Genomic DNA, 16888 nt, shown 5'->3' with positions numbered 1-16888 from the left:
CTAGTCAAAGAGGTCATCGTCATCTACTTCGATATCTGCAAAGGCCTCATCGGCTGATATTGAATTTGCTAGCTTTTCTCCATCTTCCCACTTCATAATTCCATTTAGGGAACAGCCAACACCTGTATTTCCGCTATTTTCATATGGGTAAAAAGTAACACTCGCCTGCACATAACACCCCGAATAAACTTTTTCTTCATCAGATATAGGAGCCTTGCGTTTATCGACCACAAAAGGTCTGTACTTAACTGATGATTTAGCGTTGATATACATAGCGCCAGCATAAGCTTCGTCTTCATCCCTATCAACATCGCCATCGCGTAATGCTAACTCTAATTTTTTCGGACGTTTTCCCCCACTGTAGCACGAATTGATCCCTTTTAGAATAGCTGCCTCCATCGCCTCCTTAACCTTTGCTAGATTTTCTTTATCACTCTTTTTTATAATCAAAGAAGCTGAGTATTTCGGTTCATCTCCTTCTTTGAAGGCGAACGGCTCCCAGATATGTTCATAACTTAATCTCACTGGTCCAATTGTTACTGTAGCTTTTTTTTCTTTTGCTGACATGGTTTTATTCCTCCTCAATTTCCATTTCATCAATTAGTCGTTGTTGCCAGTTATACTCTTTACGTTTGTCTGACTCCGGAGCCAACGTTGGTGCACCGGCTGGCTTAACGACCAGATCGCCGATCAGTTCATTAAATACTTTCTTGCCAAGTGCTTTTTCCATGGCAGTAATCCCAAGCAGTTTCTTTTCAAAGATAATTGCGTCTGCATAGTCTTCTGCCCGTAATTTATTAACCACCTTGTCCTCGTCGACATATTTGCGTATGCTGCGACCTTCAACGAGCTTCCAGCCTGGGATCTGCTCACCGCTCAATATTTGATCCGTGGCGTAGCTGGTGAGTGTATCCATCCAAGACTTAACCTGGCCAAGCTGCTGCAGAATTACGCCGAGCTCTTTTTTGTTGAGCGCCGCAGGATCTGGATGATCCTCGATCAGTTTTTGATTGACTGCCGCTCGGTGCTTGCAGTTTTTGACTGGGCAGAATCTACACCAATCGCCACATGCAAACTCACCCTTGCCCTCATACGCGATATCAGCTGTCGGTTTAACGACCTCGTTGCCCCACTGGATCAGATCCTCCACTGTCATAAAATCACAGCTGTAATGGTCTTTGCGTGGCTGTCGAATCTCGAGCATGATATGGGTGATGTCGTACAGATCCTCGTAGAGATGATAGGCACCCAAGCCGTATAGTCGAAGCTGTGGATTGCCTTGAGCGTTAACCTCAACACCCTGGCCAAACTTCAGATCAATAACGTACATCCGGCTGCCTGCCATAATGATCACGTCGGCTGTACCAAATCCATCCGGCACATATTGGCTAAAATCTACCTTAGATTCCAGGATCAGGGTCGTGTCTGGGTGGATCGCCAGCTCAGCGTTGTAGGTCTCGATAATCCCGTCTATATAAGCCTGCAGCTCTCCACGGATCCGCAAGTCATCGCCCTCATAAATGGGCTCTGGCTGTCCGTCTTTAAACGCCCGCAGACACTGCTCGGCAATTTCATGCGCCCGAGTACCCTCTGCAGCGTAACTGCTGGAAGTCTGTGGATACTGCTCTGCGAGTCTGGCCGAGGGTGGACAGTGCATCCACCGATCTGCCGCTGACGCGCTAAGGACAGCGTGTGCCCGTGCTATGTGATTGATTACCGCGGACATTACAACGCCTCAAGATCTCTTTTAAGAGCAGGAAGATCGATATCCTTAACACCCGACAACTTTTCGCCACCGTATTTTCTAATCAGCGTGTTTGGATCTTTACCTCCAGCACGCTTTTGCGCCGCTAGCGATCTGATCACGGCTCTCAGTTTGGTATAGTCAATCTCGACCAGCTCTTCATTGGTTGTCCATTGTTCTGCAGGCGCCTCTGTGGTTTCCAGCTCTGGTTCTGCTATCGGTTCCGGGGCCGAAGCCGGCTCTGGCTTAGGCTGCTTTTTTGTCTTCTTTTCAGTTGGTACGGACGTGATTGTCTGCCGAGATAAGCCCTGCAGCAGTGTGTTGACCAGGTCAATCAGCGACTGACCGGCTTCGAGTGTTACTTTTACTTCCATCTTCCATTCCTCCTATTTCTCGTAATCGAGCTGCTTTTGTAAGTGATCGATCTGCGATCTCAGCTCGTCATTTTCTTTTTGCAGTCTAATGTTGTGATCAATCAGATCTGCATTATTTAGAGACAGATCCTCGATGGTATCTTGCAGATCATCAATCTTTTCCATAAGTTCGGACAGGTGTTCGCTATCCATCTGGCAGCCTCCACCATAGAGATAGGTCTCATGCAGCGCCGATAAGATATTGGTCATACTTGCTCCTCCTGAATCTCGAGATGTTCCAACGCGTAGTCAATCATCCGGGTTACCAAATCACCCTTGACCATGTTGACCTCCTCAGCGAGACTGTTGATCCGCTCATAAGTCTCCGGTGGCACCAGCACTGGCTTCCAGGCCGTGCTGCTTTGTTTCTTCTTTGTTTTGACGATGATGAGTTTATCCATTGTTATCTCCTTCTGCCATCAGGTTGATACCCATTCTCAAGCCAGCTTCAAAAGCTATTTTCTCTATAACTGCAGCTATCTCTGTAGTCCCATCGCTTAACTTGGTTTTTGGCGATTCATCCTTGAAATAGGTATCCAATAACTTTTCGTACTTTTCCCAAGCTTGATCATATGCTTCATCACGATTCATATGTTCCAGGCTCCACATGCTGTACAGTTGACGCATAATTGCATTCATTTTTTATTTCCCTTCCGCCAGCTGGATCATCAGCTGGACAATTTGCTCTGTATCCTCAGTCTCAGACCACAGCGATCGCTGTTGCGCTACCGTAGTCAGGCCGTTTGTGTAGTAGTCAGCCATGATCTCCATCATGCGCCGCAGGCCATCCGTGGCCGTGCCGTATTTGCAGTATCGATCACCGCACCGGATGCCGGCTGGATTGTGATTATTGAGCCACGCCGATGAGCTGCCCCAGTCTGTCTCTAGCACAAACACCGCAGCCGCATAGACCGGGTTGATGTTGTACTCCTCTGCCAGATCCAAGAGTGCGACTGGGACCACCCCGGCTGCCTTACCGATCGGCTGCCACTCATGCCAGCTAACGTCCATATCGGATGTATAAGCTGGCTCATCAGGCTGATAAAGCTCGACCACTGTCACCGGCTGGAGTGCGGGTGCCTCGGCCTCAGCTGATGGCAAATTGAGCGTCACGCCGGCTGTCACCGCAGCCGTTAGGATGACCAGAGCAGGGCGTCTAATCTTGCGCATTATTCATGTACCTCGCTTTGAAGGAATCGTAATCTGATTCTGCAACTCCTATCAGTCGTTTTAATTCCCCAATCTTCATTTTTATCTCGCATGCTTTGTCTGCAGCTGGCTCCAGCTCTTTAAATATTTCAAGCTTGCCAATTCCCCAGAGATTTGCGACATCCTGCTTCTCTAAATCTGCAGGGTGCCACATATAAACATGATTTATCAGATTATACTGATCGCCAGTAACCGGTTGACCGATCAACGATTCTAGTTCTTCTTTAAGCATTATTTCTCCTTCCTTCACAAGCTCGATGGCCTGTGATAAAATAGAGATGATCTCAAACCAATGCGATCATCTCGAACTCTCGGTTGCCGCCAAGCTCGCCGAGGGTTCCTTTTTTTGTTCTTCCAGCTGGCATTGCCGAACTAGGAAGTTGTAGTCAATCTTCAGGCATTTCAGCACTTTTTTCAGCGCAACCTTGTTGTCGTGCGCTCGAAACTCTCCCAGCTCCTGATTCTCCATTTCACTAACCTTCTCATAGATCTTTTTGGCTTTCTTATGAGTCATCTGCAGGAGCTTCTGGATGTCTGTTTGCGTTACATAATACTGGGAGAGTATTTCCATGCGGGTCACTTTCTCACCTCACTTTCTAAACGGCTCGTTAATCCAACGTTCGTAAATTTCTACTTCATTTTCTTCTGGGATTGACATTTCAGCTCTAAGCACTTCAACTCGATCAGCCTGCACCACAATGCAGCACATTGGATCATAATTACTTGCCAGCCATTCTTGCAGTGGTACGGCAAGTTTTTTTAGTTCATCCATCTTCCCACCCTCCTTTCTTCTCTCGGTCATTCTTTTGCTACTTTTTAAAAAATGAACAAAAACAGTTTGTTTCGTAAAAAACCGCTTTCGTAAATAGATTCTCACCAGTCCGTCATGGACAGAACAGTAACTACTATTTAAAATTCCGTGAATTTCTAAAAGATCTTCACGTCGAACAGATGGAATTTTCAGATCGTAATAATAAGGCGATTCTTTCATACAGAGTTCTTCATTCGTAGCTTCTACCTCATTATTTGCAAGTAGATGATCAATAGACGATGTCCTTTTTACAAATTTAGGATAAAGTATGTATTCCTCCATCTATGTCTTCACAACCTTTCTTCCAAAAAATCAATCAGCCTTGAATAAATCATTTGGTGTTACATTAAGGACGACTGTATCAGATTTTCTTGATATAATTAAATCAAGAGGTGTAGTTATGAATCATGAGAAAAAATTAATGAAACAACTTATCAAACAACTAAAAGATGAGTCAAAGTCATCTCAAGAAATTGCGGATGCTTTGAATCTTAAAGAAGATCAACTTCACGCCGAATTGGATTACCTTGTTGATATTAAACTTTGTTACAAACAATTTACTAATGCAGTGACTATTGGAAATCAGTTCGTTGGAACAAATCCAGTTTACGGCCTTACTAGCTTTGGAAAAGATTACTTTTCAAATAAAAGAAATGAGTGGATAAAATTTTGGATCCCCGTTATTATTTCGATCATTGCCATGCTTATCTCAGCAATATCGCTGTATTTTACATTTTTTTAATAAATATGAAGATTAGCACGATCAATGAAAAGATTAACGAAATAAAGCTAAGGCTAAAGCTTATCTGAAACTGATAATCTGTAAAAAGCAAAGAGACAAAATTTTTCCAAAACAAACTAATTTCACTAAAGAACTTTTTTTTCCATTTTTTCATTTTCCCCCTCCTTTATGCTAGCCTCTTTTCATTTGAAGCGAATTCATCAGGACGCATGTTGTAGATTTCATTAGGTGAAGTCCCCATAGCATTACAGATAATTTCTAGTTCATCTGCGCTTATACTTCTTTTATCATTTAGCATTTGGCTCATTTGGTTCTCTGAGAAACCAGATTTCTCTGCAATAACCTTTTGTTTTAACCCACTTTTGTCGATATACAACTTTAATCTATCACAGACTTTCATAATATCTTTCCTTTCTAGTACAGTTTTTCTGTACACAAAAACATTAACACAGATATTCTGTTCAGTCAATGAAAAATACAGAATTTTTGTGATTAAAATATTTCAATCCAGTTATTTTTGTGATATTATCCAATTAGGAGGTGATTTTGTGTCACTGGCAAGCAATTTAAAAGAAGCTCGAATAAAAAAAGGATTTAAGCAAGAGGAACTTGCTACTTTAATTGGCAAAAGTAAGAATGTAGTTTCAAACTGGGAACGCGGTGATAACAAACCCGATGCAGATACACTTTTTGAATTATGTGATCTGCTGGATGTAGATGCCAATTATTTATTAGGCTGGGAAAGCAATAAACAAATTTCGTTGTCTATCTCAGAGCAGGAACACATAAAAAAACTCCGTACACTCGATAGGTACGGAAAGAAAGTAGTTAGCTCTGTGCTAGATATAGAATATGAGCGATGCAACTATGAGGCTGAAATTGCCGAGGAACCTATGGCTTATATTCCAAGAGTCTACTATTCTCAAGGTGCATCGGCAGGGTACGGTGAGTACCTGATTGACGGAATGGACGCGTCAGAAATCATGCTTCCTGACACACCTAAAAACCGTAAATCAGATTACGTGATAAATGTTGATGGTGATTCAATGGAGCCTACATTTTCCGACGGAGATAAACTACTTGTACAGCATACAGATTGTGTAAATATTAGTGAAATTGGGATTTTCGTTATCGACGGTCAGTCTTATGTTAAGGAATTTGGAGAAGATCGATTGATTTCGCACAATAAAAAATATTCAGATATCATCCCATCAGAATATAGTGACTTCCGCTGCGTCGGAAAAGTTATCGGTGTAATGAAATGAGATTTATTAAAGAAAATAAAACTTTTTGTCTAGAAGCATTATTCCTAGTATTAATAGTTCCTATAATCTTTTTATGGGATTGTCCTTTAATTCCAGGAATCATACCTATAAATATAGGAATTGCTATAGTTGGATATGGTGGATCAATAATTGGTGGTTTTTTAGCCATCTATGGTGTCTGGTGGACTATAAAAAAGCAAGAGGATGAGCGTGACATAAAAATGAAATTGGAATACAAACCTATCTTAACTCTTGAGATTGAGAATATTATCCCTAACGCAGTTCCAATTTCTATGTCGCCTATTAGAATTAATATATTGAGAAATTACATGTCATCCGCTATCGGACATATTCCTTATTGTGCAAAAATCAAGATTTCTAATGTTAGTAATTTTACTGCTATAAAGGTTCAAATATCTGGTATAGACTTTGGGTTTCAGAACAATGTATTCTCTGATCCAATTTTTAAGAAGGGATTAAATATTCCTGACATTCCTGCAAGATCAACATTGGATATACCTATTACGTCTTTATCATCCTATATGTTCTATAAAATACAAGCATTTGAAAATATACCCCCTTGCTTAATGACAGATATCCCAAAATCTTTTAATTTAACTTTTTCTCTGCATTATGAAAGTATATATGGCCATAAGCAAGATGATTCATATATTGTTTCATTTATAATAAATACTAAAATAGAAGAAGACACTCCAGAGTATAGATCATATAAATGCGAGTTTTTAGTTGAATCTATTAGACCAAAATAAAAAATCCCGGAGCTGGTAACTCCGAGAAATATAGAGCTGGTGCTGGTAACACCGCTCAGCATAGTAAAAATGACTTAGCCCGTCATGCCCTTTACTATGCGCTCATTATATCAAAATAGGAGGGCAAAAACAATGAGCGTTCACAAAGATAAAGAGCGCGGTACTTGGTTTGCACAGGTGCAGCTGCGCGATCCACTCACTGGCAAGCTAATCACAAAGAAAAAGCGAGGATTCGAGCTGAAAAGAGAAGCTCAAGCATGGGAAGCAGAAATCCGTGCAAACAATCAGGAAGTTCAGTCCTCGGCTACCTTTGGGATTATGATGGAGGAATATTTGAAAAGCAGAACATCTGCCAACGAAGAAACAAAACGAAGCAAGCGACATCTATCAAAAACTTACGCATCTGCTTTTATGGATATGCCATTGAACCAGATTAAGCCGAAAGACGTTTTAAAGTGGAGAAACGAGCTCGCAGAAAAAAAGTTAGCCACCCGCACAAAAAACAATGTCATTTCCTTTGTGCGTTCCGTGTCTACTTTCGGATATAAATATTACGACACACCAGATTTCGCAAAAATCATTGAGCCCTTCCGTGCGACTGCCGCAGACAAAAAAGAGATGCAGACCTGGACAATTGAAGAATTCAATCTCTTTGCATCTTACGTCAAAAATTATACCATTCGCGCTTACTTCACCTTTCTATTTTACACCGGCTGCCGCCGATCAGAAGGTAAGGCAGTCTTAAAATCAGATATCAAAAATGGATGGGTAACGATCGACAAAACCATTAAGCATAACAAACAGGGTATGAGAGCTCCTAAGACAGCGTCTAGCGTGCGAAAGATCAAGCTGGATAAATATACCCTTGAGATATTGAAACCGCTCATGTCTAAAGATGGGCCCTATTTATTCGGGGATTTTGAACCATTAGGAATTACTACAATACAGCGTGCCTTTGATAATGCCATTGCTGCAGCCAATGCTGATGGACACTCGCTCAAAAAAATCCGCATCCACGATCTCCGCCATAGCCATGCTACAATTCTGATCAATAATGACGTTAATATCGTTGCGGTATCCAAAAGACTCGGCCACAGTGACATCAATATGACATTAAAAGTTTACACTCACCTATTAGAAAAAAACGCCGACGAATTAGTGGATAAATTAGAAGAATTAAAAGAATCTGTGGCATGATCCGTGGCATGATTTTTCAAAATCTATATTTACGGAAAGTATCAAAAAGCCTTTAAACAAAGGGCTTTCCGATGATTCAAAACTCAAAAATCACGATCAAACGTTTCCGCTCATCTGCTCCATTGCGATTTAAGCCCTTAACAAAGGGCTTTTTTATTGCTCTTATTAAAAAAGACGAAAAAAAGACGAAAAGCGACGAACATATCCGTCGGCATTTCTGTCCTTACTCTGTCGTTGTTGATGAAGTCCTTATTGCAGAATTTTTTTATTTATCAGCTTCTTATCAGCCATTTCCAGAAATTAATGTTTCAGCATCAGCCCCCTTATTCAGTGTTTCCGCACAGGCTTTTTCCCTCAAACCAAGCCAGCTCTGAAAAGAAATGCATTGTTTTTCATTGAAAATGGAAACTTTCATTTTTGTTGCATGGAAATTTTCTTAAAACTCTTGACATTTCTCAAATAACAGATAGACTTATAACATACAACAAAAACATGTAGAGGTAGCGGTGCAGATGAGTAGAGAGAAGGAGCCGGCAGGCGATAATCTTTCCCGAAAGGCAACCACCGCCGAATAATCAGCTTTGGCAAAAGTTGATTATGGGGCTGCAGGGAATACCCGCAGCACTCCTTCATTCAATGAAGAGGCGCTATTGCATAGATAACGGTGAATTTACCGCGTATGTAATAGTACGCGGTTTTTGTTTGTCAGATTCATTTCTGAGGAGGAAAAAATGATGAAGAAAGTTCTTACCCTTCTGTGTGCCGTTATGCTGCTGCTTACCACAGCCTGTTCTACACAAAACTCAGCACAGGGAAACCATGATCCAAAAGATGGTCTGATCGTCGCCATCGGGGGGCAAATCACGACCTTAGATCCGGGATTGACCCAAGAAACTGTCAATGACTATGTTCTGCGGCATCTGACAGCCGGGTTGTTTCATCAAGATGATGACAACAATATCGTCTACGATTTATGTCAAGATTACACCGTATCTGAAGACGGCTTGACCTATACCTTCACCTTACGGGAGGGTGTTGTCTGGAGTGATGGTGAGCCGCTGACTTCTGGCGATTTCAAATATGGAATTCTGCGTAACTTAACCTATGGTGCAGACAATTCCTGGTCCATTTACTATCCGATGACCTATTTGGCAGGGGCTGAAGAAATTGCCAGCAATATGGATCTGGATCCGACGCAGATTGAAATTGAAGGTGTCAGCACACCGGATGATCAGACGCTGATTCTTACTTTGATCAAACCCTGTGCCTGGTTCCCACAAATGCTGACCAACTATGTCTGGCGTCCGCTGCGTTCGGATGTTGCTGATGCACATGAATCGTTATGGGCCTTTAAGCCAGGTTATCCAACAGTCGGTCCATATACTTTGGAAGAATGCAACGAAAATGAAAAAGCCGTTGTGGTTAAGAATGAGAACTACTATAATGCTGAAAGCATCACCATGCCGCGCATTACATTCTTAGTGATGTCTGATTCAGACGCTCAGTCCCTGGCCTTTAAAAACAAGGAAATTGATATGGCGCTCAACATTACCGCAACGATTGCTGAGGGTTATCCAAATGCAGATGAAATCTGGCAGATTCCGCAAATTTCCAGTTACTTCATTGCCCTGAATTCTGGATCTACTGGTCCTGATTATCTGAAAAATGTTGATGTTCGCCGAGCTTTAGCTCTGAGTATTGATAAGGAAGCCCTGGTCAGCGCGGTTGGCAGTGAAGAGTACTATCGTGTATTGCATGGCTATGTCCCTGTGGGCTTAGCCGGGGCAGAAGACGACTTCCGTTTGGAACAGGACGCAAGAGAAAAATATCTGGAATACAACCTTGAAGAAGCTAAGGCATTATTAGCCAAGGCTGGATATGATGAAAACAACCCGCTAAAAATTGTTTACAAATATTCGCAGAGCCAGTTGCATGCTGATGTAGCGCAAATTCTGCAGCAGATGTGGGGGAGTATCGGCATCGACTGCGAACTGCAGGTTGTTGAATCCGGTGTCTTCTACAATCAGGTTGACAATGGTGATTTTGAAACATCACGCTATGGCTACAGTGCCGGCGATGACCCTTCGCAGTTCCTCAATCTGTGGACAACTGGTCAGCAGATCATCGCTTCCGTTGATGATCCAGTTTATGACAAGATGGTCGATGAAGCCGGCTATCTTGCTGATCATGCAGAATACATGAATGCCCTGCATGCAGCGGAACGCTATCTGATTGAAGAAAATGTTTATTTAATTCCATTGTTCAATTACAACACGCCGGCGCTGAAGAGTACGGCTATCCAAGGCGTTGAAATGTGGGGCCTAACACCATTCTACGGTCACTGTACAGTTCAATCAGAGACTGCATAAACAAGCTTATTCTAAAAAAGGCTGAAAGAGTTATTCATCGTAATGCTTTCAGCTTTTTCTTTGTTTTTCTTTTAAGCGTTTTTTTTCATCGTCTTTAAATTGATCTTAGCCTTCTTTATCCACTTTTAATGTTATAATGAACATGGAATCCAAAGGGAGGAAATACTCATGAAAGTATTGGCGATCGATCTCGATCAAACTCTGCTTCATACAGACAAAACAATTTCTACGGCAACGCAGGATGTATTCCACCAGCTGAAAACAAAGACCGACCACAAAGTCATCATTGCAACTGGCCGAGCTTTGTCGCGGGCCCAAGAATATATGGAAGCGATTGAGGCAGATGGCATTATTTCATTAAATGGAGCGAAAACAATATATCACAATCAGACTCTCAGTGAATACGGTGTAGATCCGGATAACGCTGAACGATTAATCCGTCTATTATTAGCTCTGCCTGACACTTATGTTAACGTCACATATCCGGATGTTATTCTGACCAATAACCGTAGTTTAGTTACCGGTGATCATGTCCATGAGTATACTGATTATGCTGCCATTGAACCCTTTGAAATTGCCAAAATTTCAGTTGTCAGTCAGCATCCAGAATTAATGCGAAAATTAGACCTTGAAGCTTATCATTGCAAACTGGTTGACAATGCCAAGGATCCGAATTATTTTGCGATTTTAAACAATAAAGTTTCCAAACTGACCGGACTTCATGACCTGTGCCGCCATTTGGACGTTTCCTTATCTGAAGTCATCGCTTTTGGCGATGATTACAACGATCTGGATATTCTTAAAGCTGCCGGCTGGGCAGTTGTGATGGATAATGCCTCGGATGATTTAAAAACCTATGCCGACGATCTTGCCCTTTCCAATGATAAAGATGGGGTTGCGGATTGGATTGTCAATCATCTTTTGATTTCTGACTAAAAACCAGCCATGCTGCCGAGGGGGAATAGAATTAAAGGTTCGCTTGATCTGATTCTCTGGTCAAGGTTATTTCTGCCCGAATTCATCGAAAACACTTAAATCAACATGAAGAAAACTCTTCCCGACTGATCTGCTTTTTTGATCAGATTTTAAGGAAGAGTTTTTTCATGAACCACTCGATCTGCAGGTTAACCGTATCCTAAAACACTAGAAATCTGACACTGCTTGCAAACTTTCTAATTTCTTATTCCTATATTATTTCTTACTTGACGAATGTCAGGGCAAATCCATCATAGCCCTTGATGCCTACCGTTTGGATAGCTGTGGAATCTAAATGTTCAGACACCCCTAAATCCTGAATGTATTGTCTGACTCCCATCACTTTCGGATCTTTGTTTTCTGTATTGCAAAGTTCTCCGTCGCGGATAACATTATCTCCAAAAATAACAGTACCCGGATGGCTCAACTGCAGGCACAACCGTAAATAAAGTGGATTATTCGGCTTATCCGCATCAATAAAGATGAAATCAAAGGGCTCGGCTTCGGCATCAATTAGTTTCTGCAAGGATTGTACAGCCGGCCCACAAATCAAATCTACACGATCCTGCAAACCTGCACAGAGAATATTCTTAGAAGCTAATTCGTATTTATCCAGTTCGCTCTCCAAACTGACAACAACTCCATCATCAGGAATCGCCTTCGCCATCCAGATTGTGCTGTATCCCGCAAGCATCCCTAATTCCAAAACTCGTTTTGACTTACTCATTCTAATCAGAATAGATAAAAGCATTCCTTGAGTTTTTGACACTTCATGTTCCGGAAACTGATTCTTATGACTTTGTTCTAAAGCATTTTCCAAATCGGCATCCTCCTGAATCAGATGCTGGAAAAGAAACAAATCATTCTCGGTCCATTTTGCTTGCATAACCTGCCTCCTGTATTCTTATCTTTTCTTTAAGAATACGCCTGATTAGAACAATCGTCAAATTCATAGATCTGCCAGCCGGTATTATAAAAGGGTAATGTTGGTCTATTCATAAAAAAAAGTATCCGTAATCACGGTTTCCCGATCAGCGGATATCCTTATTTTTTCAAATGGTGGAGCTGATCGGGCTCGAACCGACTACCTCTACACTGCCAGTGTAGCGCTCTCCCAGGTGAGCTACAACCCCATTGCTTATAAATATTAACAAATTGAAAGAAAGATTTCAAGTCCTAATCATAAAAAGAATACGATCCAGCGAATTTTATTACTCCCACTTTTTGCGGTTTTCCACGAACACCGATTCCAGTTTAAATACTTTTCTGTGAAACCAAAGCTCTAATCTTATAAACTTAAAGTCTTAAAACCGATAAGCTTTATTTTTTTATTTCAACTTCGACGTACCATAAGCGTTCACAAATATTTTTATTACTCGATACCTTCCACGCTCGACTCTCACCCTATTTTTCCTGTCCTTGTTGGCGGGTTTCCTCACCAGCCGCGAGGCTTTAAAAAATGCTTTTCCATATATTCCGCAAAACCGTCTTCATCATTTGTCAATTCGGTTATATCATCCGCAATGGCTTTCGTATCTTCACTGCCATTGGCCATACATACGCCCCAGCCGCTGCATTCCAACATTTCGTTGTCATTACTCATATCGCCAAATGAAATTACTTGTTCTAACGGCAGCTTGTTCATTTCACAGAAGGCTTTCAATGCCACAGCTTTAGAAACACGCTGATCTGTGAATTCCAACATGGTCGTCTGAGTTTTAAATGCCTTGAAATGAGGAGAAGGGTGCTGCCTAACATAATCCTCGATGCCTTCCATTTCTTCCTCAGTCGTCCGAAACATAATCTTTGCATTTTCTTCTGCATAAAACTCAGAAAGATCATCAACAACAAGAATATCAGTGCGATTTTTCTTAGATGAACGCTCTGTAGCCTCATCCACGCGCAGACACATCATTTTATCTTTTACGTACATAAACGGATTCAAGTTAAACGGAGCCATCAATTCCAAGATTTCCCGAATCCATTCTTTTTTCAGCTTATAATAATCAAAACGCTTCTGATGAATCCCATCCCACAATTCAGATCCATTCATCCCAATCAGCACTTCAAAATCAAAATCAAAGCCCCAATCTCTCGCCTGCTTATGCAGCTGCTGATCAATGGAACGTCCCGAGGCAATTCCAAAATAAACACCATGGGCATGAAATCGGCGAATGACATCCATCGCATGTTCTGTTAAAATTCGATTCGAAGTAATCAAGGTGCTGTCGATGTCACAAATCACCAGATGAAAATCCTGTATCATTCAATGCCCCCCTAACTCTCATAAAAAAACAACTTCTTTAACATTCTAGCAGAATTTTATGAAAAATGTACAGGAATGACATCTTTCATGTTAATTCCTGTCTTTTTTCTAATTCAAGGTCACATAACTGACCCTTGTCTTTTATAAAATTTCGGATCCTGTGACAAATCTGATCCTCAACTTTCCAAATAAGCTCAGACTGTCCGCATCCGCAGCTTATTCCATGCGGTGTTCTTCTTTCACTGATGGCGCAGATTTCATGCCAAAACATTCATTTAGAATCAAATCTTCAGCCAGAATCATTGCATCGATCTGTTTCTGTAATTGCTGATAGATCTTTGTGCTGACCTCATGCTTTTTCTGTCCAGCTTGGCATTTATGCTGAATGGATCGGATAGGCGCCAAGGTCTTTTCTAATTCCTCACAGATAGGCCTGTCCGATGTCTTGATTTGCAGAAAATCTCTACAAGCCGCTTCCTTTTCGCTTGAAGCGGCCGGTTCCCCATACAACTTCCGCTCCATCAGATACTCCGCAATCCTCAAAGCCTGAATTCGATTCTTTAATAAACTATGCTGTGAAGTTCCTTCGGCAAACTTCGGCTTAATTTTTTCACACCTTCGGACAGCTGAAGTTACTTCCTTCAGTGCGGCCTCCAATTTTATGTTTTCTGACTCAGAACTCATTTTGAATTTCCTCCAACGCTATAAGATCCTGCTTTTCATAACGATGAAGTCCAGGCTGTTCCTTCTTCCATTTCCAGCAGCAAATAGCTTCCTTCAGAGTTCGGCCGGAATTATCCGCAAAAAAATCTCGAATATAAGTGTTATACTCAAATTGTTGATCAATCGCGGTCTTCTTTGTTTTTTTCTCAATCAGGATCTGTGCATACGCCTGAAGGGCGTCGCCATAAGTCTGTCCTGAATGGGTTTTCAGCCATTTTTGAAACGCAACATTAAATGAGAATGACGAACCGATCTTCGATTTAAAAAATGCTCGGTGCTTTTCTGAGCAGACAAATGGCGATTCAATCAGCGTAGTTTCAGTCAATTCTTCGAAATTTTTCTTTGCAGCGGACTTACTCGTGGTCAGAGCAGGAAGCGGTTTTCCTTCCAGGAAATGAGCAATTCTTTCAGTTATTTCGAGTTTACCGCCGGTTGCCGGCAAGCCATGATCACGGCAAAATTGGACTAATTCATCTTTCAAATAATAAAAACTTCTGAACGTTTCTACATCTAACGATCGTGTCAAAGCTGGTCTTTCCATCTTCATTTCATCTCTTTCCCTTTACATACAGGCACTAAAAAAAATCATCCTGCCAAGATTTGATAACCATGCCAGGATGTCTGTCAGCAGGTTTTATCCCAATTTCTTTTTTAAAATACGATAAATCATAATTAACAGAACAATGACAACGATATCCAAGGCATACTTTAAAATTATTTGGATCACTGCTGCAAACGATATCAAAAACTCCGTTAAGCCCATATTACGATAATCCCCACTTTCTCTTTTATTCTTACTTTGTTAACATTATAACGAATAAAACGAAGTCCTACAAGCAAAGACGGCTGGATTTTTCAATTCTTCTTTTCTTTCAAACGATGGGCTGTAATAATCGTATAGCTGGAAGCATTAATCGTGATCAAACAGCCTGCAGCTGCCGCATACCAGTTCTTCCCTTTCCGTGTGATCGTGGCCTGCACCGACTCGATATTAGTCCGGCACCAAGCTACAACATCCTGATCCTGAATTTGGCAATTGCGGCGAATTCGTTCATTCCCAAGCTCTGTAGTATGCAGGCGATCCAGATTCTTCAATAGCTCATTGACATCCATTTTCACGATTCTTCTCCTCCTATTTTGATATCCTTAAGACGTTCCATTTTAGTACAATTGTTCTTTTTCCCATTCGATTACGCTGGAATGATTTGAAATATATAGAACTTAAGATAAGATGTTTCTTCCATCGTCCACAGAATCGGATGATCATGATTTTGCTGCGTAACGGAAACTTGTTTCAAAACGACATTGGCTTCACAGGCGGCTTCTCGCAGCATCTTTTCAAAAAGATCAATCTCCATGAATCGGGAACAGCTGCATGTGATCAAATATCCGCCATTTCGCAGCAGTTTCATTGCCTGATAATTAATCCGTTTATAACCGTTATACGCTTGGTGAATGGTCTTGCGGGATTTCGTAAAGGCGGGTGGATCAAGGACGATGATATCATACTGCCCGGCTTCACATTGATCCAGATAAGCAAAAACATCCGCCTGGACGAACTGTATTCTCTCTTCCAGATGATTAAGTACAGCATTCGCTTTGCCTTGATCCAGAGCTGTCTGTGATACATCGACAGCCACCACGGTTTGCGCATTCCCATAAGCAGCATTTAAGGCAAAGCCCCCGGTATGACTGAAACAGTCAAGTACCCGTTTACCATGCGCCATCTGACGCAGCAGAACACGGTTGGATTTCTGATCCAAAAAATATCCGGTCTTTTGACCATTTTCAATGTCAACATTCAGCTTCAGTCCATTTTCATCAATGACCGTGGTCGTCGGCAGGAAAATCCCGCCCCAAAATCCTTTTTCCATCGGCAGCCCTTCCTTTAACCGAACCTGAATGTCATTCCGTTCATAAATTCCTTGAATGTTTTGCCCATCTTCACGCAGAATTTCCAACAGCAGCTCGTAAATCATCGCCTTAAGCTTTTCCATGCCAAAGGTGCTGATCTGAGTGACTAGGATCTCATTGTAGCGATCTACGGTTAATCCCGGCAGCTGATCTGCTTCTCCAAAAATTAAACGACAATTGGTTAAATTCTCAGCTTCCACCGTTTTTCTGAAATCATAAGCAAACTGAATTCGTTGTTTAAAAAATTCCCGATCAATACAAATGTGCGGATTTTTAGTGATGAGCCGTACTACAATATGGCTGCACTCCGAATAAAAACCCGTTCCCAGATACCGCTTATTTTCGGTTTCAATATCCACAGGATCGCCATTTTCAGGCTGCCCTTCAATTCGGACCAGGTTATTGCGGTACATCCACATCTGACCTTTATCCAGCCATTTTTCGCCCTCTTCAGTAATAATCACTTTTGCATAATTCCGTTTCATCTTTT

Annotated in this window: 24 protein-coding genes, 1 tRNA gene and 1 riboswitch; of the genes, 7 read left to right on the top strand and 18 right to left on the bottom strand. The window is 41.6% G+C overall.

The window, feature by feature from the left end; genetic code table 11:
* From MCG46_RS04845 to MCG46_RS04800, 10 genes are all read right to left on the bottom strand, one after another.
* A complete protein-coding gene (locus tag MCG46_RS04845) occupies window positions 1-567 on the bottom strand; it encodes a DUF2815 family protein (protein ID WP_240278154.1) in 567 nt (188 codons plus the stop codon).
* A gap of 4 nt (window positions 568-571) precedes the next feature.
* The gene (locus MCG46_RS04840; protein ID WP_240278152.1) at window positions 572-1726 is read right to left on the bottom strand and encodes a DUF2800 domain-containing protein; all 1155 of its coding nucleotides are present in this window, start codon (window positions 1724-1726) and stop codon (window positions 572-574) included.
* Window positions 1726-2118 carry a hypothetical protein gene (locus tag MCG46_RS04835; protein ID WP_240278150.1) on the bottom strand — a complete coding sequence of 131 codons (393 nt, stop codon included), beginning with the start codon at window positions 2116-2118 and terminating at the stop codon, window positions 1726-1728. The genes MCG46_RS04840 and MCG46_RS04835 overlap by 1 nt, the downstream gene beginning before the upstream one ends.
* 12 nt (window positions 2119-2130) lie before the next feature.
* The gene (locus MCG46_RS04830) at window positions 2131-2367 is read right to left on the bottom strand and encodes a hypothetical protein (RefSeq protein ID WP_240278148.1); all 237 of its coding nucleotides are present in this window, start codon (window positions 2365-2367) and stop codon (window positions 2131-2133) included.
* Window positions 2364-2558, bottom strand: a complete 195-nt coding sequence (locus tag MCG46_RS04825; protein WP_240278146.1) for a hypothetical protein — start codon at window positions 2556-2558, stop codon at window positions 2364-2366. The genes MCG46_RS04830 and MCG46_RS04825 overlap by 4 nt, the downstream gene beginning before the upstream one ends.
* Window positions 2551-2796 carry a hypothetical protein gene (locus tag MCG46_RS04820; protein ID WP_240278138.1) on the bottom strand — a complete coding sequence of 82 codons (246 nt, stop codon included), beginning with the start codon at window positions 2794-2796 and terminating at the stop codon, window positions 2551-2553. The genes MCG46_RS04825 and MCG46_RS04820 overlap by 8 nt, the downstream gene beginning before the upstream one ends.
* Window positions 2797-2799: 3 nt before the next feature.
* Complete coding sequence (locus MCG46_RS04815; RefSeq protein WP_240278137.1) at window positions 2800-3219, bottom strand: glucosaminidase domain-containing protein; 420 nt, start codon at window positions 3217-3219, stop codon at window positions 2800-2802.
* Window positions 3220-3313: 94 nt separating this feature from the next.
* Window positions 3314-3598 carry a hypothetical protein gene (locus MCG46_RS04810; RefSeq protein WP_240278136.1) on the bottom strand — a complete coding sequence of 95 codons (285 nt, stop codon included), beginning with the start codon at window positions 3596-3598 and terminating at the stop codon, window positions 3314-3316.
* Between the two features lie 66 nt (window positions 3599-3664).
* Window positions 3665-3937 (bottom strand): hypothetical protein, encoded by a 273-nt coding sequence (locus MCG46_RS04805; RefSeq protein ID WP_240278135.1) that lies wholly within the window; start codon window positions 3935-3937, stop codon window positions 3665-3667.
* An 18-nt stretch (window positions 3938-3955) separates the two neighbouring features.
* The gene (locus MCG46_RS04800; RefSeq protein ID WP_240278134.1) at window positions 3956-4459 is read right to left on the bottom strand and encodes a hypothetical protein; all 504 of its coding nucleotides are present in this window, start codon (window positions 4457-4459) and stop codon (window positions 3956-3958) included.
* A gap of 118 nt (window positions 4460-4577) precedes the next feature.
* Between MCG46_RS04800 and MCG46_RS04795 the strand changes: the two genes are divergently transcribed.
* Window positions 4578-4919, top strand: a complete 342-nt coding sequence (locus MCG46_RS04795) for a hypothetical protein (protein WP_240278132.1) — start codon at window positions 4578-4580, stop codon at window positions 4917-4919.
* Between the two features lie 166 nt (window positions 4920-5085).
* On the opposite strand, the gene MCG46_RS04790 is transcribed toward MCG46_RS04795, so the two are convergent.
* Window positions 5086-5319 (bottom strand): helix-turn-helix domain-containing protein, encoded by a 234-nt coding sequence (locus MCG46_RS04790; protein WP_240278130.1) that lies wholly within the window; start codon window positions 5317-5319, stop codon window positions 5086-5088.
* A 148-nt stretch (window positions 5320-5467) separates the two neighbouring features.
* On the opposite strand from MCG46_RS04790, the gene MCG46_RS04785 reads away from it, so the two are divergent.
* From MCG46_RS04785 to MCG46_RS04760, 6 genes are all read left to right on the top strand, one after another.
* Window positions 5468-6184 (top strand): XRE family transcriptional regulator, encoded by a 717-nt coding sequence (locus MCG46_RS04785; RefSeq protein ID WP_240278128.1) that lies wholly within the window; start codon window positions 5468-5470, stop codon window positions 6182-6184.
* The gene (locus tag MCG46_RS04780; RefSeq protein ID WP_240278127.1) at window positions 6181-6954 is read left to right on the top strand and encodes a hypothetical protein; all 774 of its coding nucleotides are present in this window, start codon (window positions 6181-6183) and stop codon (window positions 6952-6954) included. Before MCG46_RS04785 ends, MCG46_RS04780 begins: the two co-directional genes overlap by 4 nt.
* Window positions 6955-7086: 132 nt before the next feature.
* Entirely contained in the window at window positions 7087-8151 is a 1065-nt protein-coding gene (locus MCG46_RS04775; protein WP_240278125.1) for a site-specific integrase, read from the top strand.
* Window positions 8152-8222: 71 nt separating this feature from the next.
* Window positions 8223-8525, top strand: coding sequence for a hypothetical protein (locus tag MCG46_RS04770; RefSeq protein WP_240278123.1), 303 nt, complete (start codon window positions 8223-8225; stop codon window positions 8523-8525).
* Window positions 8526-8638: 113 nt separating this feature from the next.
* Window positions 8639-8809, top strand: a riboswitch (Lysine riboswitch).
* A gap of 76 nt (window positions 8810-8885) precedes the next feature.
* Window positions 8886-10520 carry a peptide ABC transporter substrate-binding protein gene (locus MCG46_RS04765; protein WP_240278121.1) on the top strand — a complete coding sequence of 545 codons (1635 nt, stop codon included), beginning with the start codon at window positions 8886-8888 and terminating at the stop codon, window positions 10518-10520.
* Window positions 10521-10688: 168 nt separating this feature from the next.
* A complete protein-coding gene (locus tag MCG46_RS04760; RefSeq protein ID WP_240278119.1) occupies window positions 10689-11456 on the top strand; it encodes a Cof-type HAD-IIB family hydrolase in 768 nt (255 codons plus the stop codon).
* A gap of 262 nt (window positions 11457-11718) precedes the next feature.
* Here MCG46_RS04760 and MCG46_RS04755 read toward each other — a convergent pair whose 3' ends face one another.
* From MCG46_RS04755 to MCG46_RS04725, 7 genes are all read right to left on the bottom strand, one after another.
* Window positions 11719-12315, bottom strand: coding sequence for an O-methyltransferase (locus tag MCG46_RS04755; RefSeq protein ID WP_240278117.1), 597 nt, complete (start codon window positions 12313-12315; stop codon window positions 11719-11721).
* Between the two features lie 237 nt (window positions 12316-12552).
* Window positions 12553-12628, bottom strand: a tRNA-Ala gene (locus MCG46_RS04750).
* A gap of 302 nt (window positions 12629-12930) precedes the next feature.
* Window positions 12931-13761 carry an HAD family hydrolase gene (locus MCG46_RS04745; RefSeq protein WP_240278115.1) on the bottom strand — a complete coding sequence of 277 codons (831 nt, stop codon included), beginning with the start codon at window positions 13759-13761 and terminating at the stop codon, window positions 12931-12933.
* A 216-nt stretch (window positions 13762-13977) separates the two neighbouring features.
* The gene (locus tag MCG46_RS04740; RefSeq protein ID WP_240278113.1) at window positions 13978-14445 is read right to left on the bottom strand and encodes a hypothetical protein; all 468 of its coding nucleotides are present in this window, start codon (window positions 14443-14445) and stop codon (window positions 13978-13980) included.
* Complete coding sequence (locus MCG46_RS04735; RefSeq protein ID WP_240278111.1) at window positions 14435-15031, bottom strand: DUF6434 domain-containing protein; 597 nt, start codon at window positions 15029-15031, stop codon at window positions 14435-14437. The genes MCG46_RS04740 and MCG46_RS04735 overlap by 11 nt, the downstream gene beginning before the upstream one ends.
* Window positions 15032-15339: 308 nt before the next feature.
* Window positions 15340-15597 carry a DUF3781 domain-containing protein gene (locus tag MCG46_RS04730; protein ID WP_040451885.1) on the bottom strand — a complete coding sequence of 86 codons (258 nt, stop codon included), beginning with the start codon at window positions 15595-15597 and terminating at the stop codon, window positions 15340-15342.
* Between the two features lie 77 nt (window positions 15598-15674).
* Window positions 15675-16883, bottom strand: coding sequence for a class I SAM-dependent rRNA methyltransferase (locus tag MCG46_RS04725; protein WP_240278109.1), 1209 nt, complete (start codon window positions 16881-16883; stop codon window positions 15675-15677).
* Between the last annotated feature and the right edge of the window lie 5 nt (window positions 16884-16888).

This window comes from Holdemania massiliensis (assembly GCF_022440805.1).
In the GTDB taxonomy this organism is placed as follows: Bacteria; Bacillota_I; Bacilli_A; order Erysipelotrichales; family Erysipelotrichaceae; genus Holdemania; species Holdemania massiliensis_A.
Note: the sequence above shows the minus strand (reverse complement) of the source record. Positions and strands in the feature narration are given on the sequence as shown.

Bases quoted from the DNA above. Each gene is read 5' to 3' on its own strand.
- MCG46_RS04740 (WP_240278113.1), bottom strand. From the start codon at position 14,445: ATGAGTTCTGAGTCAGAAAACATAAAATTGGAGGCCGCACTGAAGGAA.
- MCG46_RS04735 (WP_240278111.1), bottom strand. From the start codon at position 15,031: ATGAAGATGGAAAGACCAGCTTTGACACGATCGTTAGATGTAGAAACG.
- MCG46_RS04820 (WP_240278138.1), bottom strand. From the start codon at position 2,796: ATGAATGCAATTATGCGTCAACTGTACAGCATGTGGAGCCTGGAACAT.
- MCG46_RS04840 (WP_240278152.1), bottom strand. From the start codon at position 1,726: ATGTCCGCGGTAATCAATCACATAGCACGGGCACACGCTGTCCTTAGC.
- MCG46_RS04805 (WP_240278135.1), bottom strand. From the start codon at position 3,937: ATGGAAATACTCTCCCAGTATTATGTAACGCAAACAGACATCCAGAAG.
- MCG46_RS04810 (WP_240278136.1), bottom strand. From the start codon at position 3,598: ATGCTTAAAGAAGAACTAGAATCGTTGATCGGTCAACCGGTTACTGGC.
- MCG46_RS04830 (WP_240278148.1), bottom strand. From the start codon at position 2,367: ATGACCAATATCTTATCGGCGCTGCATGAGACCTATCTCTATGGTGGA.
- MCG46_RS04845 (WP_240278154.1), bottom strand. From the start codon at position 567: ATGTCAGCAAAAGAAAAAAAAGCTACAGTAACAATTGGACCAGTGAGA.
- MCG46_RS04725 (WP_240278109.1), bottom strand. From the start codon at position 16,883: ATGAAACGGAATTATGCAAAAGTGATTATTACTGAAGAGGGCGAAAAA.
- MCG46_RS04780 (WP_240278127.1), top strand. From the start codon at position 6,181: ATGAGATTTATTAAAGAAAATAAAACTTTTTGTCTAGAAGCATTATTC.
- MCG46_RS04825 (WP_240278146.1), bottom strand. From the start codon at position 2,558: ATGGATAAACTCATCATCGTCAAAACAAAGAAGAAACAAAGCAGCACG.
- MCG46_RS04765 (WP_240278121.1), top strand. From the start codon at position 8,886: ATGAAGAAAGTTCTTACCCTTCTGTGTGCCGTTATGCTGCTGCTTACC.
- MCG46_RS04760 (WP_240278119.1), top strand. From the start codon at position 10,689: ATGAAAGTATTGGCGATCGATCTCGATCAAACTCTGCTTCATACAGAC.
- MCG46_RS04730 (WP_040451885.1), bottom strand. From the start codon at position 15,597: ATGGATGTCAATGAGCTATTGAAGAATCTGGATCGCCTGCATACTACA.
- MCG46_RS04800 (WP_240278134.1), bottom strand. From the start codon at position 4,459: ATGGAGGAATACATACTTTATCCTAAATTTGTAAAAAGGACATCGTCT.
- MCG46_RS04835 (WP_240278150.1), bottom strand. From the start codon at position 2,118: ATGGAAGTAAAAGTAACACTCGAAGCCGGTCAGTCGCTGATTGACCTG.
- MCG46_RS04790 (WP_240278130.1), bottom strand. From the start codon at position 5,319: ATGAAAGTCTGTGATAGATTAAAGTTGTATATCGACAAAAGTGGGTTA.
- MCG46_RS04795 (WP_240278132.1), top strand. From the start codon at position 4,578: ATGAATCATGAGAAAAAATTAATGAAACAACTTATCAAACAACTAAAA.
- MCG46_RS04770 (WP_240278123.1), top strand. From the start codon at position 8,223: ATGATTCAAAACTCAAAAATCACGATCAAACGTTTCCGCTCATCTGCT.
- MCG46_RS04745 (WP_240278115.1), bottom strand. From the start codon at position 13,761: ATGATACAGGATTTTCATCTGGTGATTTGTGACATCGACAGCACCTTG.
- MCG46_RS04775 (WP_240278125.1), top strand. From the start codon at position 7,087: ATGAGCGTTCACAAAGATAAAGAGCGCGGTACTTGGTTTGCACAGGTG.